The sequence below is a fragment of the Scardovia wiggsiae genome (genome assembly GCF_051045985.1).
In the GTDB taxonomy this organism is placed as follows: domain Bacteria; phylum Actinomycetota; class Actinomycetes; order Actinomycetales; family Bifidobacteriaceae; genus Scardovia; species Scardovia wiggsiae.
Genome location: NZ_CP157350.1, coordinates 408,103 through 434,812, shown reverse-complemented (window position 1 = coordinate 434,812; position 26,710 = coordinate 408,103). Strand labels below are relative to the sequence as shown.

Annotated in this window: 37 protein-coding genes; 24 read left to right on the top strand and 13 right to left on the bottom strand. The window is 50.6% G+C overall.

Annotated features, from left to right (window positions below; all coding sequences use genetic code 11):
- Window positions 1-17: 17 nt before the first annotated feature.
- The 13 genes from ABKA16_RS01810 to ABKA16_RS01750 all read right to left on the bottom strand — a co-directional run bounded on the left by ABKA16_RS01810 (window position 18) and on the right by ABKA16_RS01750 (window position 7,675).
- The gene (locus ABKA16_RS01810; RefSeq protein WP_380999418.1) at window positions 18-440 is read right to left on the bottom strand and encodes a hypothetical protein; all 423 of its coding nucleotides are present in this window, start codon (window positions 438-440) and stop codon (window positions 18-20) included.
- Window positions 440-2,785: a bifunctional DNA primase/polymerase gene (locus tag ABKA16_RS01805; RefSeq protein WP_380999419.1), complete on the bottom strand. Its 2,346-nt coding sequence runs from the start codon at window positions 2,783-2,785 to the stop codon at window positions 440-442. Before ABKA16_RS01805 ends, ABKA16_RS01810 begins: the two co-directional genes overlap by 1 nt.
- 186 nt (window positions 2,786-2,971) lie before the next feature.
- Entirely contained in the window at window positions 2,972-3,802 is an 831-nt protein-coding gene (locus ABKA16_RS01800; RefSeq protein ID WP_380999421.1) for a hypothetical protein, read from the bottom strand.
- A 20-nt stretch (window positions 3,803-3,822) separates the two neighbouring features.
- Window positions 3,823-4,779, bottom strand: coding sequence for a hypothetical protein (locus tag ABKA16_RS01795; protein ID WP_434156695.1), 957 nt, complete (start codon window positions 4,777-4,779; stop codon window positions 3,823-3,825).
- Window positions 4,776-5,111, bottom strand: a complete 336-nt coding sequence (locus ABKA16_RS01790; RefSeq protein ID WP_380999424.1) for a hypothetical protein — start codon at window positions 5,109-5,111, stop codon at window positions 4,776-4,778. Before ABKA16_RS01790 ends, ABKA16_RS01795 begins: the two co-directional genes overlap by 4 nt.
- Window positions 5,101-5,526, bottom strand: a complete 426-nt coding sequence (locus ABKA16_RS01785) for a hypothetical protein (RefSeq protein ID WP_380999426.1) — start codon at window positions 5,524-5,526, stop codon at window positions 5,101-5,103. The genes ABKA16_RS01790 and ABKA16_RS01785 overlap by 11 nt, the downstream gene beginning before the upstream one ends.
- 48 nt (window positions 5,527-5,574) lie before the next feature.
- Window positions 5,575-6,042: a RusA family crossover junction endodeoxyribonuclease gene (locus ABKA16_RS01780; RefSeq protein WP_380999427.1), complete on the bottom strand. Its 468-nt coding sequence runs from the start codon at window positions 6,040-6,042 to the stop codon at window positions 5,575-5,577.
- Window positions 6,042-6,266: a hypothetical protein gene (locus tag ABKA16_RS01775; RefSeq protein WP_380999429.1), complete on the bottom strand. Its 225-nt coding sequence runs from the start codon at window positions 6,264-6,266 to the stop codon at window positions 6,042-6,044. The genes ABKA16_RS01780 and ABKA16_RS01775 overlap by 1 nt, the downstream gene beginning before the upstream one ends.
- Complete coding sequence (locus ABKA16_RS01770) at window positions 6,263-6,451, bottom strand: hypothetical protein (RefSeq protein WP_380999430.1); 189 nt, start codon at window positions 6,449-6,451, stop codon at window positions 6,263-6,265. The genes ABKA16_RS01775 and ABKA16_RS01770 overlap by 4 nt, the downstream gene beginning before the upstream one ends.
- Before the next feature lie 308 nt (window positions 6,452-6,759).
- The gene (locus tag ABKA16_RS01765; protein WP_380999432.1) at window positions 6,760-6,930 is read right to left on the bottom strand and encodes a hypothetical protein; all 171 of its coding nucleotides are present in this window, start codon (window positions 6,928-6,930) and stop codon (window positions 6,760-6,762) included.
- Window positions 6,931-6,932: 2 nt separating this feature from the next.
- A complete protein-coding gene (locus tag ABKA16_RS01760) occupies window positions 6,933-7,145 on the bottom strand; it encodes a hypothetical protein (protein ID WP_380999434.1) in 213 nt (70 codons plus the stop codon).
- On the bottom strand, window positions 7,145-7,315 hold the full coding sequence (locus ABKA16_RS01755; RefSeq protein ID WP_434156723.1) for a helix-turn-helix domain-containing protein: 171 nt from the start codon (window positions 7,313-7,315) through the stop codon (window positions 7,145-7,147). Before ABKA16_RS01755 ends, ABKA16_RS01760 begins: the two co-directional genes overlap by 1 nt.
- Window positions 7,316-7,438: 123 nt before the next feature.
- Entirely contained in the window at window positions 7,439-7,675 is a 237-nt protein-coding gene (locus tag ABKA16_RS01750; RefSeq protein ID WP_380999435.1) for a hypothetical protein, read from the bottom strand.
- A 336-nt stretch (window positions 7,676-8,011) separates the two neighbouring features.
- On the opposite strand from ABKA16_RS01750, the gene ABKA16_RS01745 reads away from it, so the two are divergent.
- From ABKA16_RS01745 to ABKA16_RS01630, 24 genes are all read left to right on the top strand, one after another.
- Window positions 8,012-8,413 carry a hypothetical protein gene (locus ABKA16_RS01745; RefSeq protein WP_380999436.1) on the top strand — a complete coding sequence of 134 codons (402 nt, stop codon included), beginning with the start codon at window positions 8,012-8,014 and terminating at the stop codon, window positions 8,411-8,413.
- Between the two features lie 689 nt (window positions 8,414-9,102).
- The gene (locus ABKA16_RS01740) at window positions 9,103-9,474 is read left to right on the top strand and encodes an HNH endonuclease (RefSeq protein WP_434156693.1); all 372 of its coding nucleotides are present in this window, start codon (window positions 9,103-9,105) and stop codon (window positions 9,472-9,474) included.
- Window positions 9,475-9,598: 124 nt separating this feature from the next.
- Window positions 9,599-10,051, top strand: coding sequence for a P27 family phage terminase small subunit (locus ABKA16_RS01735; protein WP_298592570.1), 453 nt, complete (start codon window positions 9,599-9,601; stop codon window positions 10,049-10,051).
- On the top strand, window positions 10,008-11,753 hold the full coding sequence (locus ABKA16_RS01730) for a terminase large subunit (protein WP_380999438.1): 1,746 nt from the start codon (window positions 10,008-10,010) through the stop codon (window positions 11,751-11,753). The genes ABKA16_RS01735 and ABKA16_RS01730 overlap by 44 nt, the downstream gene beginning before the upstream one ends.
- A gap of 23 nt (window positions 11,754-11,776) precedes the next feature.
- Window positions 11,777-11,965, top strand: a complete 189-nt coding sequence (locus ABKA16_RS01725) for a hypothetical protein (RefSeq protein WP_380999440.1) — start codon at window positions 11,777-11,779, stop codon at window positions 11,963-11,965.
- Window positions 11,958-13,955: a phage portal protein gene (locus tag ABKA16_RS01720; RefSeq protein WP_380999442.1), complete on the top strand. Its 1,998-nt coding sequence runs from the start codon at window positions 11,958-11,960 to the stop codon at window positions 13,953-13,955. Before ABKA16_RS01725 ends, ABKA16_RS01720 begins: the two co-directional genes overlap by 8 nt.
- Before the next feature lie 96 nt (window positions 13,956-14,051).
- The gene (locus ABKA16_RS01715) at window positions 14,052-14,852 is read left to right on the top strand and encodes an HK97 family phage prohead protease (RefSeq protein WP_298592566.1); all 801 of its coding nucleotides are present in this window, start codon (window positions 14,052-14,054) and stop codon (window positions 14,850-14,852) included.
- A complete protein-coding gene (locus tag ABKA16_RS01710; RefSeq protein WP_380999443.1) occupies window positions 14,852-16,075 on the top strand; it encodes a phage major capsid protein in 1,224 nt (407 codons plus the stop codon). The genes ABKA16_RS01715 and ABKA16_RS01710 overlap by 1 nt, the downstream gene beginning before the upstream one ends.
- Before the next feature lie 18 nt (window positions 16,076-16,093).
- A complete protein-coding gene (locus tag ABKA16_RS01705) occupies window positions 16,094-16,309 on the top strand; it encodes a hypothetical protein (RefSeq protein WP_380999445.1) in 216 nt (71 codons plus the stop codon).
- An 18-nt stretch (window positions 16,310-16,327) separates the two neighbouring features.
- Entirely contained in the window at window positions 16,328-16,873 is a 546-nt protein-coding gene (locus tag ABKA16_RS01700; protein WP_380999446.1) for a hypothetical protein, read from the top strand.
- Window positions 16,870-17,208: a hypothetical protein gene (locus ABKA16_RS01695; RefSeq protein WP_380999447.1), complete on the top strand. Its 339-nt coding sequence runs from the start codon at window positions 16,870-16,872 to the stop codon at window positions 17,206-17,208. The genes ABKA16_RS01700 and ABKA16_RS01695 overlap by 4 nt, the downstream gene beginning before the upstream one ends.
- Entirely contained in the window at window positions 17,201-17,464 is a 264-nt protein-coding gene (locus ABKA16_RS01690) for a hypothetical protein (RefSeq protein WP_380999448.1), read from the top strand. Before ABKA16_RS01695 ends, ABKA16_RS01690 begins: the two co-directional genes overlap by 8 nt.
- A complete protein-coding gene (locus tag ABKA16_RS01685) occupies window positions 17,461-17,874 on the top strand; it encodes a hypothetical protein (RefSeq protein ID WP_380999450.1) in 414 nt (137 codons plus the stop codon). The genes ABKA16_RS01690 and ABKA16_RS01685 overlap by 4 nt, the downstream gene beginning before the upstream one ends.
- Before the next feature lie 57 nt (window positions 17,875-17,931).
- Window positions 17,932-18,510: a hypothetical protein gene (locus ABKA16_RS01680; RefSeq protein ID WP_380999452.1), complete on the top strand. Its 579-nt coding sequence runs from the start codon at window positions 17,932-17,934 to the stop codon at window positions 18,508-18,510.
- Between the two features lie 114 nt (window positions 18,511-18,624).
- Window positions 18,625-18,969, top strand: a complete 345-nt coding sequence (locus ABKA16_RS01675; RefSeq protein WP_380999454.1) for a hypothetical protein — start codon at window positions 18,625-18,627, stop codon at window positions 18,967-18,969.
- An 89-nt stretch (window positions 18,970-19,058) separates the two neighbouring features.
- A complete protein-coding gene (locus ABKA16_RS01670) occupies window positions 19,059-19,304 on the top strand; it encodes a hypothetical protein (RefSeq protein ID WP_380999455.1) in 246 nt (81 codons plus the stop codon).
- Between the two features lie 29 nt (window positions 19,305-19,333).
- Window positions 19,334-21,238, top strand: a complete 1,905-nt coding sequence (locus ABKA16_RS01665; protein WP_380999457.1) for a phage tail protein — start codon at window positions 19,334-19,336, stop codon at window positions 21,236-21,238.
- Between the two features lie 11 nt (window positions 21,239-21,249).
- Window positions 21,250-22,122 (top strand): phage distal tail protein, encoded by an 873-nt coding sequence (locus tag ABKA16_RS01660; protein ID WP_380999459.1) that lies wholly within the window; start codon window positions 21,250-21,252, stop codon window positions 22,120-22,122.
- Window positions 22,119-23,207 (top strand): hypothetical protein, encoded by a 1,089-nt coding sequence (locus ABKA16_RS01655; protein WP_380999460.1) that lies wholly within the window; start codon window positions 22,119-22,121, stop codon window positions 23,205-23,207. Before ABKA16_RS01660 ends, ABKA16_RS01655 begins: the two co-directional genes overlap by 4 nt.
- Before the next feature lie 209 nt (window positions 23,208-23,416).
- Window positions 23,417-23,722, top strand: coding sequence for a hypothetical protein (locus ABKA16_RS01650; RefSeq protein ID WP_434156692.1), 306 nt, complete (start codon window positions 23,417-23,419; stop codon window positions 23,720-23,722).
- Between the two features lie 12 nt (window positions 23,723-23,734).
- Complete coding sequence (locus ABKA16_RS01645) at window positions 23,735-24,679, top strand: hypothetical protein (RefSeq protein ID WP_380999465.1); 945 nt, start codon at window positions 23,735-23,737, stop codon at window positions 24,677-24,679.
- Between the two features lie 12 nt (window positions 24,680-24,691).
- Window positions 24,692-25,192, top strand: a complete 501-nt coding sequence (locus ABKA16_RS01640) for a hypothetical protein (RefSeq protein WP_380999467.1) — start codon at window positions 24,692-24,694, stop codon at window positions 25,190-25,192.
- Window positions 25,189-26,112, top strand: coding sequence for a peptidoglycan recognition protein family protein (locus ABKA16_RS01635; RefSeq protein WP_380999468.1), 924 nt, complete (start codon window positions 25,189-25,191; stop codon window positions 26,110-26,112). Before ABKA16_RS01640 ends, ABKA16_RS01635 begins: the two co-directional genes overlap by 4 nt.
- Window positions 26,113-26,131: 19 nt before the next feature.
- Window positions 26,132-26,434, top strand: a complete 303-nt coding sequence (locus ABKA16_RS01630; RefSeq protein WP_380999470.1) for a hypothetical protein — start codon at window positions 26,132-26,134, stop codon at window positions 26,432-26,434.
- The last annotated feature ends 276 nt before the right edge of the window (window positions 26,435-26,710 follow it).

Below are 26,710 nucleotides of genomic sequence, written 5' to 3'. Positions count from 1 at the left end.
GCTTTTATTTATGTGTATCACTCTCCTTCCTGCCATTTTTGGGTGAATTGGGAAAACTCACTATCGGTGAGAACAGGTTTCTTCCACATGCTCCCGGCGGGTTTACGCGGGATAGGTAATTCTGCCGTACCTATGGGCTGGTGAAAGCACCGGTGTGCCTGCAGGAAATATTCTCCTGGATCTAATCGTGGTTCTGCGTGTAATGTCAGCATGCTGAACGGGTTCACCCTAATACGGGTGAGCATCACCTGGAGAATAACCGCGACAAGCAACTGGTCTGCTCCATGCAGTAGGGGGATATCATACGCTTCTATTATTGTGTCTGCCTGTTCGAGGATTGGCTGCCCACAACCGCAATACCTGTAAGACATACGGTTTCCTTTCATTCTGCAGACTTTCACAACCCACAGGGGGACAGTAGGCTTTTTCTTGCGTGCCATTATCTGCCCCCTCTGCCAGGGATCGTGATATGCAGGCTACGGACGACACTACGCAGGATACTGGTCAGCTCTTTTTCCAGCAGTCCACTATTAATGCCTCTTGTGTAGAAATCCTGGACGATTTGAGTTAGGTTTTCCGGGTGGTTGGACAGGCGCCCGTACAGCCAGTCGTGGAGAGTATTGTTGCGTTCTCCTTCAGGGATTGGGGTGAGATCCGGCTGGTAGGAGCCTTCCGGGTCCGGACTGTTCAACAAGCGTTCTATAGGTGTACTCCCCGTGGTGGGTGTTTGTGGGATAGCAATAACCGGGCTTTTCCGGGTGTCCAAACCTTTGACGCAGCCGGATTGGACAAGCCACGCACACAATGAGTCAGACAGTATAGGGATAGTCTTGTCGGGCAGGTCTACTATCTGGTATTCGCCTGCATCAGTGTGCGAGCCCGCGCCTATCACGTATCCTTTGCCTTCTACACGCAGATCTACAGGTATTCCGCCGGCTTTCACCCGGTTCAACAGTTTACCCTGCAAGTGCGCGGGTATCCGATAGTAGGCGTGCACACCCCCTGATGGGGTTTGCACGAGATACGTGCGGGGGAAGTGGGTGGACCCGTATTGTCCAACTGTTTCCTGTAATGCTTGCCAGCCGGACTGGTCCTCACTGTTTTTAGCAGTGTCCATGTCCAGGACCATGAAACCAGGTTTGGGGACCACGCCATAAACTTCACTGTCCGGCCGTTGTGTAGTGTCTACGGTCGGGTCGGTGACATGCTTCTGCCAGTTATAAGCCGTTTTATCCTTTTCTGCGGGCACGTAATCACAGTCAAAACCTATCTGCTGTAAACTGGGTAGGCTGTCAGACTGTATGGGTTGGGGTATGTCTACTGGTTGTGTTTCTTGGCTGATTTTGTCTTGGTCTTTTTGCCATGCTTGACGGTAGGGGCTGAACCTCAGCTCGTCCTTCACCGTCAAAATACGAGTACGTGCATCATCAATATATTTGCGCGATGTTTGTAATCCTAATTTGATGACACTGTTAATATGCTCAGCGTGCGAGCTTTTGAAAGGATTCTGGGCGCTAATCGCATACCCTTTATCACAAATCTGATCTACCAGCCACTGCTCAGCCTCGCTCAAATCATCAATACTGCCTATAGCAATATCACGATACGGTTCATCGCCTCTTTTCTGCCATAGTATGCAGCTGCTCATAATAAACGGGTAAACATTATACTCTCGTATGAAATCCAGGAGGCTTGTGAATTCTTCTGCCTGCCGGTTATCCCGCATACGCACATACACGAAACGGCGTGAAGACGCTACTGTCATTGTTGTCACTACCGGATTGTTAGTCGCGATAATGAAGGTTGCGTGGGGTTTGACTGTTACCGCGTTTTCCTGGATACGGCGGGCGACAAGCGTATCACCTGTAGAAATCTTCTTCAACAGGGTCATCTGCTCCAGACTGATAATATCCGCGTCCTCATCGAACGCCCATAAAGCGGATATCAGTTTCAACGCTTCCTGGTCAGAACTGAATCCGCCGGCCCCTCGACGGCCGCCTAAAAGTTTCTGCGAATCCACGGACACAGCCAGATCTGTGAAAGACCGGTGGATAGCATTCAACAGAATACCCTTACCGTTACCACCATCACCATACATGATATATGTCAAATGTTTGTAAGGTTCGAGCAGTGGTGTGGCAAAAATCCGACCCAAATTTTCTGCGGAATGCTCATCTACAGTCACGTCACGCAAATAGTTAGTTGCATCTACTGCCAGCTGTTTATCATATTTGACGGGGATTGACAGTTCAAACGGTTGGGCAAGTATTTCTGGATCTTTGCTGCAGACTACTACCCCGTTTTCCCGGTAGAATGCCCTATCTAAAAATTTGATACCATGTTTTACACGTAATGGTAGCTTCCTTGCCTCTACTTTCAGTTGTGTGTTCCATGGCTGGTAGGCGTTCGCTTTTTTAATATGGTATTCTGTTTCCAGGCTGCTTATCGCATGCCAGGAATCTAAGGTTAGGTTTTGTCCGGACATGTCCAAGTCCCGGACGAACAGTGTTTCATCGTCTTCGCCGAGTACGAGGCTATCGTTTCTAAAATCCCATAATGCTTTGGCATACCCGTCGTCAAAATAGGGTTTACCCTTTTCCCCACGGGGGATCTGGATACTCTGGCCTCGACGATCGTAGAAGGCATGCTGGTTCTCGAATGTGGTGATACGCATGCCGTTGAGCACGTGCTGCACGTGATTAGGGCCGTCGGGGATAATTGAGCATTGATGCCTGTATGTTTCCCCTACCGGCTCTCCTGCCAGGAGCGTATCCATATCGTTCATAACCCACCGTCTGTTAAAAAGTTTTATGCATGTTCTTACTCAAGTTTTTTGGTGGGCGTGCTGAGGGCTTTGTTTTGCCTGTTATCTGAAGTTTGAGAGCATAATAGAAGGATTCTAAGGTTATGTTCTCGATGCCTCAGCACGCCCTGTATTTTCACTTATTTTTCAGTTATGCCCAACATTTGTTTAATCGAATGTTGGGCTGGCAGACCAGTCACCAACAACGTTGGCAACGTCCTGCACGCTTATATTCAGGAAACCAGCTATTTCTTCGTTTGTTTTGCCGAGCTGGGCAAGCTGCTGGATCTGCTGTACGGGAAGATTCTGTTTCCACGGGTTAGGCTGAACCGGCTGCGACTGCTGTACAGGTGCCTGCTGTGCGGGCTGCTGAGAGGCCTGTGCTTGTACTGGAGGCTGAGACTGCACTGTGACCGTCTGCGCCTGCTGAACAGGCTGTACAGGCGTATTCTGAGCCTGAGAGACCGGCTGTCCGGACAGCATTGTATCTACTCCAGCCTGCTGGGCCGGCTGGATCGCATATTCATACAGTTTGGGAGCCTGTGGTGCGTTACCGCGCTGCCCCAAACCCGCAAATTTCGCAGTCATAATATCCCCTTTGGACGGTGATTTCACACCGGCCTTATGGCAGGCATCACGCAGAGCTTTCACCTGTACGCCCCAGCCTTTAATCCACAGTGAGCGGCGCCCATCATCGTCCTCATCTTCCGGCGGCAGGCTTGTCTGCAGAACAATATGGATCTGCTGTTTGGGCTGTCCGGACGGCCAGAAAGCCGGCTGTTTTGACTGGAAATCAGTCACCTGAGTCACCTCAGTACTCACTACCTCGCCGGTCACTGTAGCACCCGGCTGACTGTCCGCGTTGAAAAACGCTTTAGCCCCGCCACCGTTCATGAGACTGTCGAGACTGTCGAGTTTCACTTCAGGCACGTTCTGTGACTGCTGGACATACCCAGTATTGTTGTAATTATTATAGTTGTTAGTGTTCTGAGCGAACATAATAGATTCCTTTCATATGGTTATTTGGTTGGTTTATAGGTTGGTTCGATAAGCGCGGCCAGCTTCTTATACTTAGCAGGGAGTTTTATCTCGCTGTCGGTGAATTCTTCGGCCAGGCCACTGTCTTTGTAAATGTTGCAGTTGAAGCAGTGGTCACGGTCCCTGGGGAGGCTGCTGATCCACTGGTCGCGCATCTGAACACCCGCTTCGCGTTCGATCATGTCCAGGAAGGTGACCAACAGTTGGGCTCGTTGGAGAGCCCACATGCCCAGGTCACGGTCATACGCATATTCAACCGGATACGCGGAGTCCAGGGTTTGACTGTTGCGGGGAAGGAAGTAGATGCACGATTTAACGACCTCTACATTCTCATTCTCAAGCCCTATCCCATAAAGGGAAGCTTGCACTTTGTACTGTTGGCTGGCCCCTTCGGCTTTCACGCTGGTAATAGTGTTCGATCCGGTTATTTTCCAATCACAGGTTGCATGCGTCTTGTAATCCACCAGGTCGATACTCCCGTTAACGTCGTACCCACCCATGGAGCCCTGTAGACGGCCTACATGCACACGGTATTCAGTTACGAACCGAGGAGTAGCTTTTCCTTGGTCGGTAATCATGTAATCCATGTGATATTTGTCTATGTTGGAAAGGCTGGTGAATAGTTTTTCCAACTGGGCGTGTACTGAGGTACCGATGTAGGGTAGCCATGCGGGGTTAGCCTGTTTCGTCCAACCTGCCAGGCGGGCAGCCAAACAGTGCACACAACTGGTGCCGAGCTCACTGGGACCGGGAGCCTTCTGCAAACTCCGTGGACTGCTCATCATATGCTGGTTGATAATTGCATGGATTTCGTCCCACAGCAGGGGTTCAGACTGTCCTGCAGTCTTCTGTGCCTGTTGTGTACTGTTCTGCGTGTTGTCTTGCATTTGGCTGGCGATAACTGCCTGCACATCAGCAGTATCCGTTGGGCTTATCATGAGACTGTCACCGAGCTTTCCCCGAACTTCTGGAACTTCTTCAAATCGTCCGGAGCAATAGCCTTTTTAATTGCCGTACTGTTCGGGACGATACGGTACAGGGCAGCATACTGTGCAGCCGGGTAGGCTTCTTTGAACTTGGTTTCGTCCAACCGTCCGGCCGGCTGGCGGACAGTCACTTTCAGATCACCAGCCTCGTACACGCCAGGCGCAAACAAGGTTTTTACTTCGTCTTTCAGTATGGTGCACCGATCCTGCCGGCTTTTGATCTCCAGCTGGAGCACAGCTATCTCTTTAGCCAGCTCAACCAGACGAGTATTCTTATCTACCATTGCTACCTCCTGCTACTGAAGCACTGTTAAATGCGTCGATCAGGTCATCTTCACTCATTTGACCGGTAGACACTGTCTGCTCACCGTCCGAAGCGGACAGTTCCACAGTCATCTTCTGCTGCCTGCCAGCTTCCAAACTGTTATTGGACATGTTCGGTGCTCTAAATAGCTGGTTTATTGCTGCAGCTTCTTTCACTATCTGCTGGGCAATTCCCACCGCATCATTACATATTTCTGCGCCAAGACCATAAATTGCGGTCTTCTCGTCAGACTGTTTCTTTCCTACTGCGCTGATGAACAGTGCTGCAGCATCGAGGATCTTCGACGCTTTAGGGACCAGTTCAGCGAAATCATCGCGCATCGGCTCATCATCAATAAGCGTCTGCACGACAAACTCAGGAGTTCGTTTTACCATAATATTTTTCCTTTCACTAGTTGATTTATTCGAAAACTCATGTTTTGTTTAGAAAATAAGGTGTTCCTCGTTTAGGTCACGTATCTGGTAGAGACGTATCAGCGTATGCGGGTCATACGGGTCACCTTCACAGGTGGTCCGCGGGTCGCCTGTTTTACGTCTGCGCGGCCGGTTATTCCTGCCAGGCACAAGCAGACTGGGCAGCCATTTAGTGACGATAGCGGTGACGATCTGCCGGTCATCAGCATACGCAATACCATTAAGCGCGTCCGTAACCAATTTCGCCAGATTATCCCAATCTTTCACATGCCTGTCGGGCATGTAAAAATCAATACTGATATGGATATCACCAGTCAACGGCTGCATACCGGGAAACTGGCTTATCCACCTGCGGCGAATATTGTTCTCGGCTTCCATCGTGCGTTTGGGGGTTATTCCATGCCCGTTATAGACTCTCGGCCTGCCTTTAGGGACCGGCTCGCCAGGCACGCTAAGCATGTAAATCCGGCTTGACATCAGCAGGAGCCTTCCATGTACCGCTCAGCCAGTTCGGCACGCTTGTCTATCAGGTAACTGATGTAATCCAAACGGCTGATGCTGGTATCATCAGACTCGCGAATATCGTAACTATAATAATCACGTCCGATACGCCATTTCTGTTTGAACGCTGCGTACGGCAGTTTCAGATCGTCAGCGTAATATTTTTTCATATCATTATATGAATGGTTTTCAGGCATCATGCTACCGCCTTCCTTTTAGCAGCCACGTATTCAGCAACCGGGATCTCCAGAGCACGCAGTGACGCTTCCACGTAGTCGAGGAAATCGTCTACCTGATCACCGTCATACATGATTTTCCCAGTAAACGGGTTACGTTTATGATGGAACGTAATGTCCCGTATATCTTTTGGTGTTGCAATCCTCATAATCTTATTCCTTTCATTAGTGGTTGATTGCATTGTCAAAATTTGTGAAAATATTGTTATCGATCTGTGCAGCGTCCATCAGGCGAACAGGGGATACAGTATGCCGATGCCTGCGTTTTCGGGCTTTCTCTTTTTCACGGCGGGCTATGATTTCATCATGGCAGTCCAGCCAGTGCTCACAAGCGGCGGGGCAGGCTGTCCTACCACACCATGGGCAGGGGCGACGGGCCCGATCAAGCTTATTGTTCCGACACCAATCACACTGGCAGCCAGCCAAAAGTTTCAGCTTCCTATGCCGCGCCAAACTCCTAGAAAATCGTGGTATCACTGTCAGCCTCCTGCCTCCTGCCCGCTGTCTGGCGTTTATAGTTTTTGACAGCCTCACATGTAGCTACGATGAGAAGCGTGATGAACAGGCCGAAAATAACAACCAGGCCAAGCCCTAGGAGGACGATAAGCAGGTATCCAACGAAAGCCACTGCTACTCTCCTTCCCTATCGCCGTCATGCCAGAGCAGCCAGCCGACAGGCAGACTCAGGAGAGTGAGTATGAGCATGAGCATCGTACACAGGACCGTAAACCAGTCTGCGTACTGTTGGAATCGGCGGACCATGTCAACCTGACCCAACATGCTGGTGAGCATGAACAGGACCAGGCTTACTGCACTGACGCGGTAGATAATTTTTCGTGCCATTATTTGTCTCCTAAAAACTCGTGGATACTTTGGACGCTGATGTGGTAGGTGCCGCGCCGGGCAACACGTTTAGCTCTCAACCGGCCGCGTATGATCAGCTGGTCAATAGTGTGCGGGCTCATGCCCAATAGGCGGGCTGCTTCAGCTTTGGACACGGCGAGTGGTTGCATGGGTTGTATTTCTATTTGTGTTGGTAGTGTTGTGGTGGGCATGATAATTTTTCCTTTCACTGCCTGGTGTGTGGCTGGCGGCAAGTCTTCTAACTAAACCCAGCCAGCCACACACCGACCTATTTATTTCTCTGCCTTCGAGATACGGAGCGCGGCCAGTTCACACAGCTGATACCAGGACATTTTGAGAAAATCAGCGATTTCTTCGATTTGGCCGGTATCCCAGTTATGGGATCCATTGAAACGGGATTGAAGTATGTACCATGGCCAGCCCAGATGGTGGGCTAAGTCAAGTTTTGTTTCTCCAAGCTTTTCAAGTTCTATTTCGATTGTTTTGCTCAATGCGGTCTGCATATTCACTTTGCTTTTCCTTTCCTATTCAAATACGTCAGATAAAAGCCGAATTGGATCATCTCCGACAGCACGCGAATATGCGCAAAAATCAGACAAAGACATATCCGTTTTCTTTAACTTTTTACTAACCGTATGTCGATCCTGCTTAACTTTCTTCGCGATGTCACTAATGTCAATATCGCGAAGAAATGCTCTTACTCGAAGAGTTTCAATAGCCTTACCAATCTTGTTGAGGTCGCTTGACATCATGAATACTATGATTGCACTTGACCTCAACTAAATCAAATTCCACGGCGTGTTGCCAAGTGGCACAATAAAGTTCAATAAGGTAAAATGCAAACTATGGTAAATAAAAAGTACGAATGGACAAATGTAGATATCGTGACATCTCAAGTAATTCAAGAATTACTTGAGCAAAAACATATATCACTACGCCAAATTGAGAAACTCACCGATGGCAAAGTCGCATATTCAAGAATGCGAGATATTATAACAAAACGTCGCGCACCGGTAAGATTAAGCGAATTTTTCGCAATCTGCATAGCGATTCATGCTGATCCTATAAAAACGTTCAATCGTATTCTACACACAGCTGACAGTCTTGATGCTGAGCAGGAGCACGAACAGCAGATAAACAAGCTTACCAGCCGAACACCGGAAGACCTGTCCACCGACATGACCCTCGCCGCAAACACAGACACGAACAAGAAAGAAGAATCAGAATACGAAGACTGGGGAGCCTGACCCCATCATGCAAATACAAGCAGTATTCTTCACATTCTCATCACAATATACTTCAAACACAGTTTCTTCACAAAAACTTCACAACTATTTTTGTACTACCCATCTTCACACTCTCATCACACTCTAAACACATTTCCATCACAAACAAGAAAGATTATGGGACAGATGGGACAGTATGGGACAGTCTATACTGTCCCATAAAAAAACGTTGAAATTCCGACCCTTAACACCCCTATAAACCCCCTATGGGACAGATGGGACAGTATATAGTAAGAAAAAAATAAAAATGTTTTTATAGGGGGTACAACATGAGACTGTCCCACAACCCTACCTACACCCTCTCAACCCCTGAAAAATAAAGGCAAACCAACGGGACAGTATAGACTGTCCCATACTGTCCCATCTGTCCCATCTGTCCCATACTGTCCCCCTGCTCGCCCCCACCCCAACTTGACAAAACCCCACACAACACCTACAGTGATAGAGTTGGAAGAAAATTGAAAACAGAGAACAAACATCTTGCACGCAATCCGCAAGATGTTTTTTCATATTAGCCAACAAAACACAACTCTCCCCCTACGTGCTCGCAGACAGGAACACACAAACACACACGCTTATCTTTAACTTTCCTTTCAATAAGCCCTGTTTCCCTGCTTGCGGGCACCACCCCCCCCCTCTAAGAAAACATCATGCCATACATGCCACCAACCAGATGCACCACCCCCCAATGCGGAAAACTAGCCACCCACCACGGCCACTGCCCCCAACACCAACCACCCCCCTGGCAAACCCCCTCCCCCCACACAAAAAACCTCAACCGCAACCAAGAAAAAAAATGGCGCAACACCGTCCGCACCAACGCCAACAACACCTGCCAACACTGCGGACAATACACACCACACGGCCAAGCAGACCACATCACACCAATCGCAGACGGCGGAGCATACTACGACCCCAACAACGGCCAATGGCTCTGCACAAAATGCCACCAACAAAAAACAAAAAAAGAAAACAAACAACGACAACAACAACACAAACACAAAAACAACCAACCACACTAAAAAAATAACGAGGCAGGGGAGTAAAAATTTCAAAAAACCCCGCCAAAAACAGCGGCATGGTCAGCTCTGAAGACGTCAGCCTAAGTTTTAGGTTTTTTGGAGAGATACAGGGAGGCGTATAAAAATGGGTGCTCGTGGTCCTTTGAAGCTTGCCCCTGTGGGTGAGAATCAGGTTGACAGATCTTCAGCAGCGGCCATGGTTGCCCCTCAGCAGCCAGACAAACCTACCGGCCTACCTATTGAGGTGTCTGAATTGTGGGACGAGATTGTCCCGGTGCTTGCTGAGGCGGGTTTGCTTTCTGAGGCGGATAGTATGACGGTGGAGATGGCTTTGCGGCATTTTAGTTTGGCTCGCCGTGTGTCGAATGAGCTTATTGAGCAGGGTGTCGTGGTGGAGGATAAGCGGCATGGCGGCCAGGAGGCGAAGAGTCCGAAGGCTCAGATTTTGAAGGATAATTCTTCAGCGTTTTTGGAGTATGCGAAGCAGTTGGGTTTGTCTTTTGCTGCTCGTAGCCGTATGCGAGGTGATGAGCGTGGTAGCCAAGAAGAGGAAGATAACCCGTTCGCGCTCCACTGACCGGCCGTATGCTGCGCCACTGTCTCCTGAGGTGAAATGGTATTTACGGGAGCGTGGTTATGTGTTGGAGAAGTGGCAGAAACCGTTGTGGAGGACTGCTGAGCCGCGTGATGCGCCTGGCGCTTTTTTTGATCCGTCGCGTGTGGATAGTGTGATTAATACGTTGAAGCATTTGCGGCACACTCAGGGTAAGTGGGCTGGCCGGCCTATGCGTCCTGATGCGTGGCAGGTAGCTTATGTGATTGCTCCGGTATTTGGCTGGGTGCACCCGTCGGCTGACGATGGCAGTATCGTGCGTATTATTCGCAAGGTGTGGGTTGAGGTTCCGCGCAAGAATGGTAAGACGACGCTGTGTGCTGGTCTTGCGTTGGATTTGGCTTTCGCTGATGGTGAGTATGGTGCGCAGGTTTTAGCGGCGGCCGGGTCTAAGGATCAGGCGCTGTTGGCGTATCGTCCTGCTCAGCTGGTTGCGGATAATAGCCCGGATTTTAAGGCTGCTGGTATTCAGGCGATGAAGAAAGAGATTGTCCGCCCGGTAGACCAATCCTTTTTCAAGGCTGTCGCGTCTGTTGGCGATCTGCTTCAGGGGACGAACCCGAACGGGTATATTGTTGATGAGATGCACGTGCACAAGGATCTGAGTGTGATTGATGCTTTGGAGTCTGGTACGGGCGCACGGTCTCAACCGTTGGGGTTGACGATTACGACTGCTGATGATGGGAGGCGTAACAGTCCGTATTCGAAGAAGCGGGACCGTATGGAGAAGCTGTGTAAGGGTATTTACACGAATGCGAATGAGTATGCGGTGATTTTTGCTGCTCCGAAGTCTGCGGATCCTTTTAAGGAGGAGACGTGGCGTCGGGCGAATCCCGGGTATGGGGTTAGTCCGACGAAAGAGTTTATGATGGCTGAAGCCCAGGCAGCAAAAGATAGCCCTCTGCAGCTTGCCCGTTTCCTCCGGCTGAATTTGAATGTGAGGACGAAGCAGACAACGAAGTTTATCAGTCAGCGTGCGTGGAATGCGAACCAGCATGAGTTTACTGAAGCGTCGCTTGCCGGTAAACCGTGTTTCGGTGGTTTAGATTTGGCTTCAGTGTCTGATTTGTCAGCTTTATGTTGGCTGTTTCCTGTGGAGAAGGACGATTATAAGGCTATTTGGCGTTTCTGGACACCTGAAGATAATCTTGAGGCTTTGGATCAGCGGACCGCAGGCACTGCATCGGTATGGCATGAACAAGGATATTTGCAGACTACGCCAGGCAATGTGCAGGACTATGATTTTATCCGTGCTGCTATTAAACAGGACGCGGAAAAATTCGATATACGTACTCTTGGTTATGATCCTTACAATTCGTCTCAGCTGGTGAATGATTTGATGGCTGACGGTATCAGTATGGTGAAGGTACGTCAGGGGTATTTGACATTGTCAAGCCCGTTGAAGCAGGTACAGCGCTTGTGCTTAGCCGGCCTGAAGGGTAAAAGTGGGCTGGCGCATTGTAATCCGGTGATGGATTGGTGTATGGATAATCTCGCGGTGACTACTGACCCGGCGGGGAATGTGAAGCCGGATAAGAATAAGAGCGGTGAAAAGATTGATGGCGTGTCTGCCTTGGTGACGGCTATGAGCGAAGCTATGGCTGACCAGATGGAACACGCGCACAGCGCTTACGAGGCAAGCGAACACGCGCTCATCATTGCCTAGTTCGTATGGGAAGGAGACATTTTATGTGGCTTCCAGGACGGAAACTTGTTGTGAACCTGGTTGACGGGTCCAGCCTGTCTGGTGTGACCCGTTTTAGTTGGCCGGGCCGTATCCGGTTGCGTGATGTGCAGGCGGACGGCCAGCAGATACCGGGCACGGTTATCATATTCAGACGTTCAATTCTCGTACTGCAGGTGGTGGCAGATGGTTAATTTTATTTCTTCGACCGGTGAGACTGTCACGATCGGTGACAGCAGTCTGCCGGGCGTGAACACAAAAACCACTTGGGGGCTGCCAGTCAGAGACCCCGGTACGCCATTGATGAGCTACTCTAATAGCGGGTTTATCAATGCTCAAAGGATTTGGAAAACCCAGCCGGCTGTACGCACAGTAGTTAGTTTTGCTGCTAAACACGTGGCTGCGTTGCCGTGGAAGATCTACGAGCGTGTAGCTGATGATGACCGTGTTCGCGCCCACGATTCCCTGGCCGAACAGCTGTTAAGATACCCGCATCGTGAAGCACGTGTCACCAGCTTTAACCTGCTGAACCGTATCACCACAGACCTGATGCTCTACGACATCTTTTGCGTTGCTTTGCTGGTGAATGAGGATAACGAGTATTACTTGCAGCGCATACCGCCACGACTGCTGACGATTAAAAGCGACGCTTTAGGCAATATTACGCGCGTGCTGGTGAATCTGGCTCAGGGGCCGGTAGACTTGTCAGCGGAAAAGCTCGCTATTTCTACTGGGTGGAGCGCAAACACAGGCAATGGTGTGAGCCCGTTGACGACTTTGCGCCAGATCCTGGAAGAGCAGGCGCATGCTGTCCAGTGGCGTAACGCCCAATGGGACAGGAGCCCAAAGTTCAACGGGTATATTAAACGCCCTCCCGAGGCTACGTCTGGACGGTGGGAGCCAGTCAAACGCGAACAGTTCGTCCAATCGTGGCGCGATTTCCGTATGTCGGCCGCCGGCGGCACTCCAATCCTGGAAGATGGTATGGAATACGTGTCCTTGAACGATACGATTAAGCCTGCCGACGCCCAGGATATCGAAGGCCGGCGTTTATCTACCGTCGAGGTTTGCGGGGCATTCCACATACCTCCAGAGTTGGTGGGCGCGCGCCAGGGTACGTTCAGCAATATAGCGGCTTTCCGCCAAATGCTGTATGGTCCGACGTTGGGGCCGGTGATTGATGAGATCCGTCAGGCATTCAATGCGGAAATAATCTCCGCCCTGGCTGACGAAGGCCATCAAATCTATGGTGAGCTTGACCGCAACAGTGCCATGAATGGCAGTTTCCTTGAGCAGGCGTCCTATCTGCAGACTGCTGTAGGCGGACCATACTTGACTCGCGCGGAAGCACGAGCTGCTTTGGACTATCCTAAGCTTAAGGGTACTGACCAGCTGATTACCCCCTTGAATGTGACTGAAGGCGGGCTTGCCTCCCCCACTGATACAGGCAAACAGAATATTCAACATCAACAGATGAAGACTCTTTCTCCTGGGCAGCATCTTGTCCGCCAGCAAGCATTAAGCGAACTGAATACGGTGAAGAAGAAGCAGGAGAAAAGCCTCGTTGAAGCTCTGCGCAGTATCTATGTGAAGATGATGCAATCTCATGATGATATCGAGGATCCGGAAGACTTCCATGACCAGTGGGACACGATCCTGATGGAAGCAATCAACCCGTCTACATGGGCGTCAGCCCTCGCCGGGGCGCGTAGCGTGCTCGCTGAGTATAATCCGGAGCAATCCGGCTGGGCAGCCAGCGTCATGAAACCTTACGTGACCAAGATAGGACAAAACGCCGCCAGCAAAATAGCCGACGGCATGCTCACCAGCTTCGCCAACCTAGACGAAATGGAAACCAATCCTGATGACGATGAGGATAGCGACGTCGATCCGCGTACGAGTTTGCTTGACCGGTTGAAAGACAGTACGGCTGTTGCTTGGGCGGCCAGCCTTATCGCTAACGCGGCTGGCTTTGGCCGTCAGGATGCCGCGAAGGCCTCCGGGCTGGTTACTAAACGCTGGCAGGTTACTAGTGCTCACCCGAGGCCTTCCCACGCTCAAATGGATGGGGAAGCAACAGGCATCGATGATGAGTTTTCCAATGGTGCCCGCTGGCCAGGTGACGGTGGGCTGGACGTAGACGAAGTCGCAGGCTGCACCTGCGTCCTCGAATACGAATGGTAAACCCATCGCCTATTCTCAAATTTTCCCAGGGATAACACTCCACATAGTGTTATCCCTTTTTTTATGCCGTGGAGTGAGCAGAAAGGACAAAATACTGTGAACAGACACTCCCCTAAGCGCGTCTTTAAGCGCGTATCTTATAAAGCTGATGTTGATACAACGGACGGCGAGGGCAGCTTTACCGCTATCGTCAGTACCTTCGGCACCAAAGATTCACAAGGCCAAATCATCGAGAAAGGCGCTTTTGAAGAAAGCCTCAAAACCTTCACCGATGATTCTCCTCTGCCTGTCCTGTGGGATCACGAGTGGGAAGACATCTGGTCCCATCTCGGAGCAGCACAAGGCCAAGAAACTGATACCGGTTTGCAGATAGACGCCCAACTGGACATGGACAATCCTAACGCGGTTCAGGCATACCGGTTGATGAAAACTGGCAGGGTCCATGAATTCAGCATCGGCGGGTTCGTCAACGAAAACGACATCGAATACGACGACGACAATAATGCGCACATCAGCCGCTTCCAGCTTGCTGAAGTATCCCTCACTCTTAAAGGTGCGAATCCGGATACGCAGCTTATCTCAGTGAAAGCTGATGAACCGGACCCGCAGGATACTGCAGACCCGCAAGAAGATCCAGAAGAAGGAGATGATGATATGGATCTTACCGACCTCAAAGACACGCTCGATCTGCTCAACCAGGCAGTAGACAAACTCTCACAATTCATAGATGAGAACGACACGAGCGACGACGATGATACTTCCACAGACACTCCCGGAGGAAACGCTGGCGATGAAGAAACACCAGACGATTCGGAAGGGAAGTCAGCGAAGAAAAAGCGGCAGGCCTTAGCCGCACAGTTGATAAAGGCTCTCGTAGCCGGAAAGGAGACGATCTGATGAATCGTCAGGAAACACTCAAGGCACTGGTGGCTGAGGCGGAAAACCTCGAAAAGAAAGGCACCAACCTTACCGAAAAGGAAATCAGCCGCGCAGAAGAAATCAGCCGGCAGATCCAGCAGCTAAAAACAGCAATGAGCTCAGCCAAGAAAACCGCTGCCACACTCCGCGCAGCAACCCATAACGAAGGAGAAACATCAACCATGCTCGAAGGGAAGTTCACCATCGGCGAAAAGTTCGTCAAGTCCGACGAAGTACGCGGCTTCCGCGAAGACCACCCTCACGGATTCGAATCCAAAAACGGTGTCGTCAACTTCGCCGTCAAGGACGTTGCTTCTGGCCAGCGCGTACTGAAAGCCGATCCGCTCAACACCGGAATCCCCGGCGCCTCCCGCCCAGAATATGTTGAAGGTATCGATGATCTGACATACCGTAAACCGCGCACGATCCTCGACCTGATCTACCAGGGCACAACCAACAGCCCATGGCTGCAGTACCGTCAGCTCCAGGCAGTCACTAACAATGCCAGCATCACCGGCGAGGCAAAAACAACCACTGGTACGGACGCTAAAGGCGGGCTTAAGCCACTGAGTACCCTTACCACAGCTACGGCAGACGCTAAAGCGTTTACCTATGCAGATGGCTTGGAAATCACGAACCAGGAACTCTCCGACGACGGTGCACTCGTCGGCATCATCGACGGGGAGCTTGAAGCTAACCTGCTTGACGTAATCGAGAAAACGCTGATTAACGGGTCCGGATCTGCAGACGAACCTGCAGGTATCCTGCACACTACCGGCGTCCTCAACCAGGCATTTGACACAGATATCGCTACTACCCTGCGTAAGGCAAAGACCCTCCTGTCTACCACGTCCGGTACAACTCCACAGGCAGTTGTCATGAATCCTGAGGATAACGAGGCTCTCGACCTCCTGCAGGATAAGAACGGCCGGTATCTGGGAGCAGGCCCCTTCGCCTCCGGCGACCCAACCGTATGGTCAATCCCCCGCCTGGAATCCTCCTACCTCGAAAAAGGAACCGCCATCATCGGCGATTTCAGCGTAATTCAGCTGCTCGTCTACGAAGCACTCAATATCGCCGTATTCAATCAGCACAAGGATTACGCGCAGCGCAACCTGTCCTACATCAGGGCAGAAATGCGCGCATTGCAAATGATCCGCAAGCCGGCCCAACTGTGCGTTGCTAAGCTCGCCCAGGGCTAAAACGTAGAGGACGGTAATGTGATGGAAGAAGAGATGCTCATCATTGATAGCGTTCGCTACACGCGGCCAGACGCTTACCGTGCCAGGCTGATAGACGAGGACGGTAACCTGCTGATCACGAAGCAGGTACCGTCCACCACGGCTATACGCAAAGATACGGGTAAGGAAACTCTCGTAACGGAAGATAACCCGTATATTGTGAAACCGTCGGCCGGTAAGAAAACCAAAGATTAATCGGTAAGGAGGCTTGTTATGTCTGAAAACCAGTATTGCGCAAGCCTGTCAGACCTCCAAACCCTTATAGGGGATAGTGAGCAGGATCCGAAGCTTGCCCTTGCCCTGCGGCGGGCTTCGGACCGGCTTATCGGTCTTATCGGCTGGGACCCCCATTATGTGGAGAATGACACGGTTACTCTTAATGGGGCCGGACGCGAAACACTCCTCCTACCCTACATGCACATCATGGGGGCGGTCACAGTCCAGGTTGACGGTAAACCGGTAACCGATTTCATGGTAGATCCAAGAGCAGGGATCCTCAGACGCACAAACTACAGGACGTGGCCGGACAGCCTCAGCAACATTACTGTCACTTGTTCGCACGGGTACAAGGATCTTCCTGGAGATATGCAGGACGCTGTACTGGAGCAAGCAGAAGCCCAATATAGGACGCTTACCGGTATCAGTAACTACAGTGTAGGCGGCAGGAGCATCACTTTCGGTGCGGCAAGCACGGTGGGCGTCACCCAGAAATGGACAGACACTATACACAAATACAGTCTGACAGGGGGCCGGGCGTGAACAGTCTCGGTATCTTTGGACATCTCACTATAGACTACAAAAACCCAGTTTACGGTGAAGATCATGGTTCCCCTGTCCTCCAGTGGCCGGACGAATGGCAGCAGGTTACAGGTTGTGACATGCAATCCCCACAAACCGGCAGCAGTAACGATAACCGGCTGGGTGTCGAATACCAGTACACTCTGTACATGCCATTCAACAGTCCTTTGCAGGATAACGCGAGAATCCGCTATATGGGGCAGGAGCTACAGGTTGTAGGGGCAGTCCAACATGTGGCCGACCCGCTGGGTTTAATCCCCTACGATATGGCTTTAGTGAAGGAGTGGAATGGGTAAAGCACGGCTTGAATTCGATTACGCGGCATTCGGCGAACTACGTAACGACCCGGAGGTTAACGCAGCCCTACGCCGTCTGGCCCAGGGTATCGCAGATAGAGCCAATAGTGCTGCTGGCCTGTCTGACGGGTACAGGATACAAGACGTTTCCAACGGCTCCAGAGCCCGCTATGTGGTGAACACGTATACTCGTGACGCCCAGAAGGCGGAAGCCCGTGATAGGTGCCTTACACGCGCTCTGGAGGCAGAAGAATGACTCAACTGTCCGTCCCCCGTGATGTTGAACAGCAGGCCATTGACCTGCTTACCGGAATCATGCATCGGGACACAGATCTACAGACGGTAAAAGTGGGAACAAAAATCCCCCGCAGTTCTAACGGTAAGCCGACCGGAGAATTTATCCGCATCATGGCTACCACACCCACACGGGAAACCATAAAAACCACATCGTGGCTGTTGACCGTGGAAGGTTGGGCGGCCACAGAATCTAGAGCACAATACTTGCTTGCTATCGCAACAAGTATCCTCCTGGATTCCCGCGGTCTTCTCTTCTACGGAGAACAGACTGGAGGCAGCGGCAATGATCCCCACCCGGACTACCCGCTATACGCCCGATACTCTACAACAATACACATACGTTCACGCAACAAAATCATTGAAATCTAAAAAAGATTACTGCCCTACCATCTGGTAGGGCTTTTTTAATGAAGAAAGGCCTATCACATGGTTAATAAAAGCAATATCCTCGTCGCCTCAGACACCGTCACCGGCGGCGTAGCTCTCGCCCCGCTCGGTGCCACCGAGCCCACGGACGTAGCAACCGCCCTGCCAGAAGCATTTCAGCGTGCCGGATACGTCTCCTCAGACGGAGTAGAACGCAACGAAAGCGTAGACACCGACACCATCAAAGCATGGGGCGGTAACACTGTACGCATAGTCAAGAAAAGCACTGAAGTCACCATCAACTTTGCTTTCCTCGAATATCTGAATCCAGTTGTGCAGAAAGCAATCTACGGTGACGGGCATGTCAAAAGCACCAAAGCCACTACCGAGCATGGCAATCAGATTGAGCTTGATGGTGTTATCGAAATGGGGCCGCACAGGATCCTGGTCATTGAAATGGTTGATGGGGATATTCGCGGACGTCTCGTCTTCCATGACGTACAGATCTCCAGCCGTGAAAAATACACAGCCAAAGATGCAGAGACCATGGTCCGCAAGGTCACATTCACTGCTTTCCCCGACGAAAACGGATCATACTTCCACGAGTATTGGGACGACGGCAGGAAAACCGCCGCCTAATTGCAGTTCTTCCTCGCTCTGGTTGTGCTGGTAGCGTCTCCCAGCACAACCAGAGCGAGGAACTATTAAACATATTTAAGAGACGCATTCACTAGATTTTAGGAGACGTAAAATATGACGGTATACAAAATTCCCGCATCAAAAGCAACCCGTAAAGAAAACCGGTTCTACTTTGCTTTCCCCGGCAGTAGTAAACAGTATTCAGTCCCCCTGCTCAGCTATCTGCCGCCCTCGCTTATCCGCATTGTGGAGACAGTAGACGACGATAATATTTCTACTGTTATCACGTTCCTGGATAAATTTCTTACTGCGGTTGCTCCGGACGCGCATCTGATAGACAAATTCCAGGACACCAACCAAATGCTGGACTGGTTTGCAGCTTGGCAGGAGGCTTCAGGGATTGATATGGGGGAATCGTCGGCCTCTGTAAAATCATCAGAGACTACAGAGGCCCACTAAACCACGACCTGCTCCATGCCGGCTACCACCTCAAAAACTTGGGAACAAGCGAGCTAGATTGGGTAGAATTACGCGATTTTATCACCTACATGCCCGTTGACAGCGCTTTGATGAGCGCTATGGCCGGCTGGAGCAATAATATCCGGTTCTCCCACGTGCTCTCAGCACAGCAAATTAACGAAATACGGTTATTTTCCGCCGGTTTTTCCGGACAAAAACCCGACCTTTTAGACCTTACAGACAGTAAAAACAGTAAAAACAGCCTGATAGATCTCCAGCATAAGCCCGAACGGCTGTCTATCGCAGAGCTGAATAAGCGTATCGGCTGGAAATAACAGGATAAAAGTAGAGAGTGGAGGGTGTGATGGGTGCTGGGAAGAAGCTGGCTACCGCATATTATGAGCTTATCGCGGCCACTCCGAACGCGGAAAGCCAGATTAGCAAGCAGATTGTGCCAGCCGCACAAAAATCCGGTGAGAAAGCCGGCAGCAGTATGGGCGGCGGGCTTGGCCAGAAGATGCTGGGAGCAGTGAAAAAGTTCGCCGCCCCGGTTACCGCTGCCCTGTCTGTGGCTGGTATCACTAAATTCGCTAAATCCTCCGTAGACGCTTTCAATAATACGGCCGCCAGTGTCAACAGTCTGAAAAGGATTATCGGTGGCAGTGCGGCTGAAGTGAGTGAACTGTCTGGTGCTATGCGCCTGGCAGGCATGGATACCAGTAAAGCTGGGGCAAGCCTGACAATCTTTTCGAAGAAACTGTCTGCGACGAACGGTGATGCGAAGGCTACTGCATCGATGCAGAAACTGTTAGGTACAACTATTAAAGACACTCACGGGAATATGAAGAGCATGAGTGTCCTGCTGCCTCAGGTTGCTGACAAGTTTAAGAACATGGCTGACGGTCCGCAGAAAACCGCTTTAGCTATCCAACTGTTTGGCAAATCTGGTACGGCCATGCTCCCCTTCCTTAATAAGGGCAGTGCAGGTATCAGTGAGCTGGAGAAGAAAGCTAAAAGTCTGGGCATTACTCTGGACGATAATAGTATCAAGAAGTGGGGTAATTATAGGGCTGCGCTCCGCGGCACCCAGGTAGCTTTCGATGGGCTGAAAATCCAGTTGGGGCAGGCTCTTATCCCTATCTTCACTGGGCTGTCAAACTTTATTACGAATACGGTTTCGCCCGCGTTCAGCCAGTTTATCAAATGGCTGCAGAATCCTGCTGTTGGGGAGTTTACCGAACAGGTGGGCAAAATGATTGCCGATATGGGGACCCAGTTGGGCGGGTTTATCGAACAGGCGATGCCTATACTCCAGCAGCTCGGTCAGTATCTGGTGAAACTGTTTCAACAGGTGTGGCCTCCCTTGCAGCAGATGGCTAAGGAGATTATTCCTCCGCTTATGGCTGCGATTAAAGCTCTACTGCCGGTAGTGATGAGTATCGCCCAAGCCGTATTGACTGCGGTCGTGCCTATCGTGATGGATCTTGTAGGCTTGTTTAAGGGGTTTATTACTACGTTGACGGGGATAATTAATTTTATCCGCGGCGTATTTACGGGAGATTGGAAGCTTGCTTGGGAGGGTATCAAACAGATCTTCACCGGTATCTGGGACGCAGTCAAAAGCACGATTATTGCCTTCTGGCATGCAGTCCAAGGTATCTTTAATACCGCTGTTACTGCTATTAAAGGCATTTTCGGCAACATGTGGAATAGTCTCGGGCGCACACTGGGACCGTTCTTCAATAATATTGGTAACGGTATTAGGCATGGGTGGGATAATATTATTAATTTCTTCCGCTCTCTGCCCGGTAATATTGCGCGCGCGTTCGGTGATGCTGGGAAAATCCTGTACAACATTGGTAAAAGTATCATTACCGGATTGTGGAATGGTATGAAATGGTTGTGGGATAACGGTCCTGGCAAGTGGATTAACGGTTTGGCCGGTTGGATCCAGGGGCATAAGGGCCCTATCGAATACGATAGGACGCTGCTCGTGAAGAACGGTCAGGCTATTATTGGCGGCCTGGATACGGGTATGGAGGATACGTTCGACCAGCAGGTCAAACCTCATGTCCTGTCTTATGCGGGTAAGATCCAAACACTGTTTGACTCTCCCGCCTTGTCTGCTCCCTCTTACCAGGCTGGGAGCATGCTAGGAGCTCGTATAGCGCCCGCTAACAGCCCAGTATCGGTAACACAGAACATTAGTACCCAGGACCCGCGTTTGGCTGCTGAAGCGGCTATGCGGCGTCTCACTTTCAGCCTGTAAAGGGGGATAATATGGCCGGCTACGACAGCAACCTGCACGTCACCATCAACGATACTCCCCTTTACGGGGTGGACAGTTTAGGCTGCACGTGGCTGGTTAACGAAGTTAATGGGGTGTTTGACGGGGCAGCAAGCACCCTCTCCACAACACAGCACGTATGGGCAGACGGCTATTACACCAACCGTCCCTTCTATAAAGGCCGCTCCTTCACTGTTACCGGGAACATTTATGGAGATGATACGGTCACCGTATATAAGGCGTGGGAGAGATTCAAAGGCAGCCTCCTACTGGGCGACCAGACATTCCTCGTAGATTTCAAAGGTATTCAACGTTTAGCCACGGTACGGCAGGCTGATGCAGCTCTTGTAGACGCAGTCGGCGACAGTGCACTCAAATTCAGCCTCCAATTCGTCTCTACCGAATCAGTCATGTACGGTGGAGGTAACCCCCTTACAGGGAGTACTGGGCTACCTCAATCGTCAGGAGGGCTCACCTACCCGTACCAGTTCCAAGGTGACGGAACACCGAACAACTGGATATTCACGGAGAAAACAGAATCCGGCAGTATCGAAATCACCAGTAATGGGACCGCTGATTCAAACCTGATACTCCGTATCGATGGGTATGTTACCCGCCCGCAGGTCGAACACGTCCAAACTGGTAGGGTCCTAGCATTGGACTTCACTGTAGGCGACGGCCATTACGTGACATTCAATACCGCGAAACAGGAAGTCATGGTAGATGGTACTCTTCCCGCCGCGCCGATTGTCAGCCGACGTGAATGGTTCAAAATCCAGCCGGGACGTAACGTACTACGATTCAGTAGCGCGGATAATACTCAGTTGGGCCGTCTGTCAATCCAATTCCGGGAGGCATACAAGTGACCTCAACCCTCCAAACCTACGATAATCTATCCTGGCTGGCCGTGAGCATGGTCAGCGGCAAAGTCATAGCCGAACTACCCTATCTACAGTGTTCGAATATCGAGATGCGCATGATGGAAGGCACCTCCCTATCCGCAACCCTACCATTTGACGGCCTACCAGTTAACTGGGTAGCCGCCACAGAACCCATGAAAATCTCCCTCCTGCTCGTCCAGGAAGGAAACGAATACCCCTTATGGGGTGCGAACATTGTCCAGCGCGACCGGGAACTCGGTGGAAACGCTATCACCCTGAAACTGGCCACCTACGAGGATTACCTGGACAGGCAAATAGTAGGAAACGACGCTTACACTCAAGTTCTCCAGACTCAGATTGTAGGCAGCCTGGTCCAAAAGTGGGCTATCGACGGGAAAAATAACGCCCTCCAACTTGATATCGCCCCCTCGGATATTAGAAGGGACGATACAGACCATAAATTGGACGATAAGAAAAGCGTCCTGTCCTGTATACAAGCGTTGTCAAAACTGCGCAACGGCCCAGAATGGTATATTAACTGGCAGAAAAAAGGCATGGAATACTATCCTGTACTTCATGTAGATGACCATATCGGCAGCCAAACCCCTATCACAACCTTTAAAGTAGACAATCTCAGCAGTTTTAAAATTATAGAATCGTGGAATAGTGGAGATGGGGCTACCCGCGTGAAGGCAATGAGCAGTGCGGACGGGGATACTACTCCGCAATCCTCCTGGCATGACTCGTACGATAACAGTAGGCCTGTTATCGACTATGTGTATACGCCTTCAACATCAATTACGAACGTGGCCACACTCGAATCCCATGCTGCAGCAAAACTTGAAGCAATCCGCAACGGGGTTACAACCGTTGAGATGGGATTCAACCTTTTTAATATGCCTCAGTTGGGTGTTGAGTGGAATCTTGGTGATTGTGTGTCCTGGCAGTTGGATTCTCCGGACGTGATGCAAGGCTTTACAGATGGGCAGGCACGGTTTATCGGCTATAAGATAGATTTGATTTCCGCTACGCTCACACCGTATTTACTGTCATCAGGGACAGGGGAATAATCATGGTTAATCGCGGTAAATTCAACTATCCCGCTGGGGAAGATGAGGCAGCGCGTATGATACGTGACCTCACTAGGGACGTTGCAGAAACCCAATCAAGTGTAGCAAACTCCCTCATACCCACAATCCCTCATTTTGAGCACCTATCCGATATCAGGGACAGTTTCACATTCAGTTCGCCTACTATTTGGCTATCTAACAGTATTACTGTGCCTCGCATATCCAGGTATTCGAATGTTATGGCTATGGTCACGCTCCGGTATAAGCAGAATGCGGCCAACAGTAGTGCGGCAGACGGGTGTATTACTTTGAACGGGCAGGTGGCACAGATATGCTTCTACCAGATGACCGGACCCCTAATCCCCGACAGTGATGTGTCTACCGGCTCGTACTCCGCTTTCTGCCTGCCCGACGACCAGTTCCAAGCCCGCCTGGCCGTCAGTAATGGGGATAACGGGACAGCAGTAACAATCACCGACCTAAGGCTTGAATGCATGTTCGTCTACTACAATTAAGGAGAAATTTTTATGGTAACAAGCGATAATATGGTTGCACACCCGCTGACCGCGCAAAATAGTAAACCAGAATATACTGCAGACAACTTCCGTAGACTTGTCAATAGTTTTCTGGGGCCGGCTAACGGTACGCCTTTCGGGGTTATCGGCGGGGTGAGGTACGGTGCGGAGCAGCCTCTCGTCACAGTTGACTCAAGCACGGTTACAGTAGCACCGCATGCGGGTGTTTGCAGGCCTTTCGAAGCTACAGGTGCATACACCTACAGTATCCCTGAAGCAGTATCACTCACCTTAGACTCCCCATCTGGGGATTATAAGATAGCCGTAGTCATTAATGACCCGTCTATGGGACATGGAGACATTCCAAGCTTAGAGGTTAAAACATTTCCGGGGACAACTAGTGATGCGAATATTCCCGGTCTGGTACTCGCCCGCATTACGAGCGGGGTCAGCAATATGCTCATCCCGCTCATTACGAGCACTGGGACCGTGGTGTGCCCGTCTACCGATGTGATGAATAATCTTACTGTATCTGACGGGCAGATAGTACAACTTTCGAGTGGTATGGAGTACATGTATTCTGATGGCGAGTGGAAGCTGTATTCCGGTGACGTAACTAATCTCATCAAACTGTCTAATGGCACGTTTTGGCATGTGGACCATTTGACTGCCCGCCTGCAGGACGGGCATACTGTTACTGTGACTGGTATCCTTAACAGGATTACAGCTGCTTTAGATACACGTAACGCTTGGTTTATCGAGGACGTGTTTACTTTGGACGAGCGGCTGAAAACCCCACACGAAATTCACGTCCAGGCGGTTAGCAACGCTTCCAACACGAACGCTATCTACGTGTATCTGAACGGTACCCGCTTCGGACTGCGTAAGATTGACGGGAATCAAACCCTACAGTTGAATGGTTGGGTGCAGTTCTCTGTCTCCTGGAATATCAACTAGAGGAGAAGGAATGTGTTTAATCCGGCACAGTTGGATACTACTATCATTGTTGCTCTTATAACCGGTGCGATAAGCCTGCTTATCAGCATTATCACCGTGATGGTGAATAAACGTAACAGGGATAGCGAGTCGTATAAGAGTATGCAAGAAACAATAGAAGGCTTGCATAGGGATATTACAGCCCAGGATAAACGTATCGGTTTTCTGTCGAATCTGGTGGTGTCTGAGGAGGAAAAGCGCAGGAATGCGGAAACCGAGCTTCTGCAGAGTCGTCAGAAAGATTTAGAGTTTACTGCTTACCTGCGGGCTATTGGGCATTGGATAGGCCAGTTGTGTGATGTGTTAGATCCGAAGTGGAGTAAAACCCACCCTAAGCCCCGTTTGCCGGATAGTATCCGCAGTGAGGTTGAGCAGGCTACAACACAATTAGGTTTAGATGCAACCGTAGCTCCTACTGGGCTGTCTGAGTCTAAACATAAAAAACGTAAGAAACATAGGAAGGAGATTCTGTGAGGAATTGGGAGTCTTTGGAGCCGGACGAGTATAAGCTCCTGTCCAGGCATTACACGAAAGGCCGTGCAGGCCATAGAATAGATAAGGTTATTCTGCATCATAATGCGGCGAATCTGAGTGTGCAGGGCTGTTGGCAGACATGGCAGAACCGTGCTGCTTCAGCCCAATATCAGGTTGATGCGAAAGGGTGGATTGGCCAGCTGGTCCATGACGCGGATACGAGTTGGAATGCGGCTAACAGCCTGGCAAACATGACCAGTATTGCTATCGAACATGCGGACATCACATCAAACCCATGGACAATATCGGAAGCGACATTGGATAATGGGGCTCACCTGGTAGCCGCACTGTGTAAGGCGTATAGGTTGGGGCGGCCAACTTGGTTGCGTAATGTGTTTCCGCATTCGTATTTTGCTCCTACGCAGTGTCCGGGGAGTATTAATGGGTCTCAGCATGAGGCGTATATGCGGCGTGCGCAGAAATATTATGATGAGATGACCGGCGGCAAAGTGGAAACTGTTGTTATCCCGGCAGTGAACCGGATTATCAATAAGGTAGTGAACGCAGCCGCTCATGGGATCCCTCAGATTGATGTTGATGGGCTGTGGGGTGCGGGCACTATTAAAAGGGTCCAGCAGCTAGTGGGTACGCCTGACGATGGGCAGTTCGATCACCAGCTTAACACGAACCGGTGGCGGGTGCCCAGGGCTACGACAGGCTGGCAGTGGGGTACTAATCCGGCCGGCAGTAAAGCCGTACGCAGCCTCCAGGCAAAGCTGGGTGTAGCTCCTGATGGTCTTATTGGCTACAACACTATCCGTGCCTGGCAAGCCCGGCTGGGCGTGGATACTGATGGTATCGCCGGTAATAAGACTGTGCGGGCAATACAGACAGCCCTCAACAATAACAAACTCTGGTAAAAATAAGGAAGGTAATATTATGACAGATACGAATACTACACTGCAGGTTGATGCAACAATCCCCACAAGCACGGAAACAGGATCGGGTAAGCCGGTTAGCCATGTAGATTCTGAGCAGGAGGCGGCCAAGGGTTATACGCCTGTTTTTAATGACATGGTAAGGACCATAATTTACGTTGTGGGCCTGGTAGCGTCTGTGGTCGGGCTCGGTTTCATGACGTTTGGCCTGGCTGATATCGGTGGTTTCATCTCGACTGCTGCCGGTTTTATTGCGGCTAGCTGCGGTGTTGCATATAACCCATTGCGGCTTTCTTCTATGTAACTGCCCCTTTTTTGGTATGGTTTTGCCCCTCTCCCCCGGTTTTATGCTGGGGTGGGAGGGGCAAATTTTTTTATTGTTTTGCTTTGGGTCTGCCTCCATGTCCTGGACGTTGCGTGTCCCATTGTTCGATGGTTGTGCGTTTCCACCCTCGTGTCCGCCCGATTAAAGCATCGGGTGGGGGGGGTATTTTTCATGCCATACCCCCCCCCATAATACACCCCAAAAATCAAGGATATTCTCTAAATACTATTCAAAATAAAGGCATATGGCCAGTGC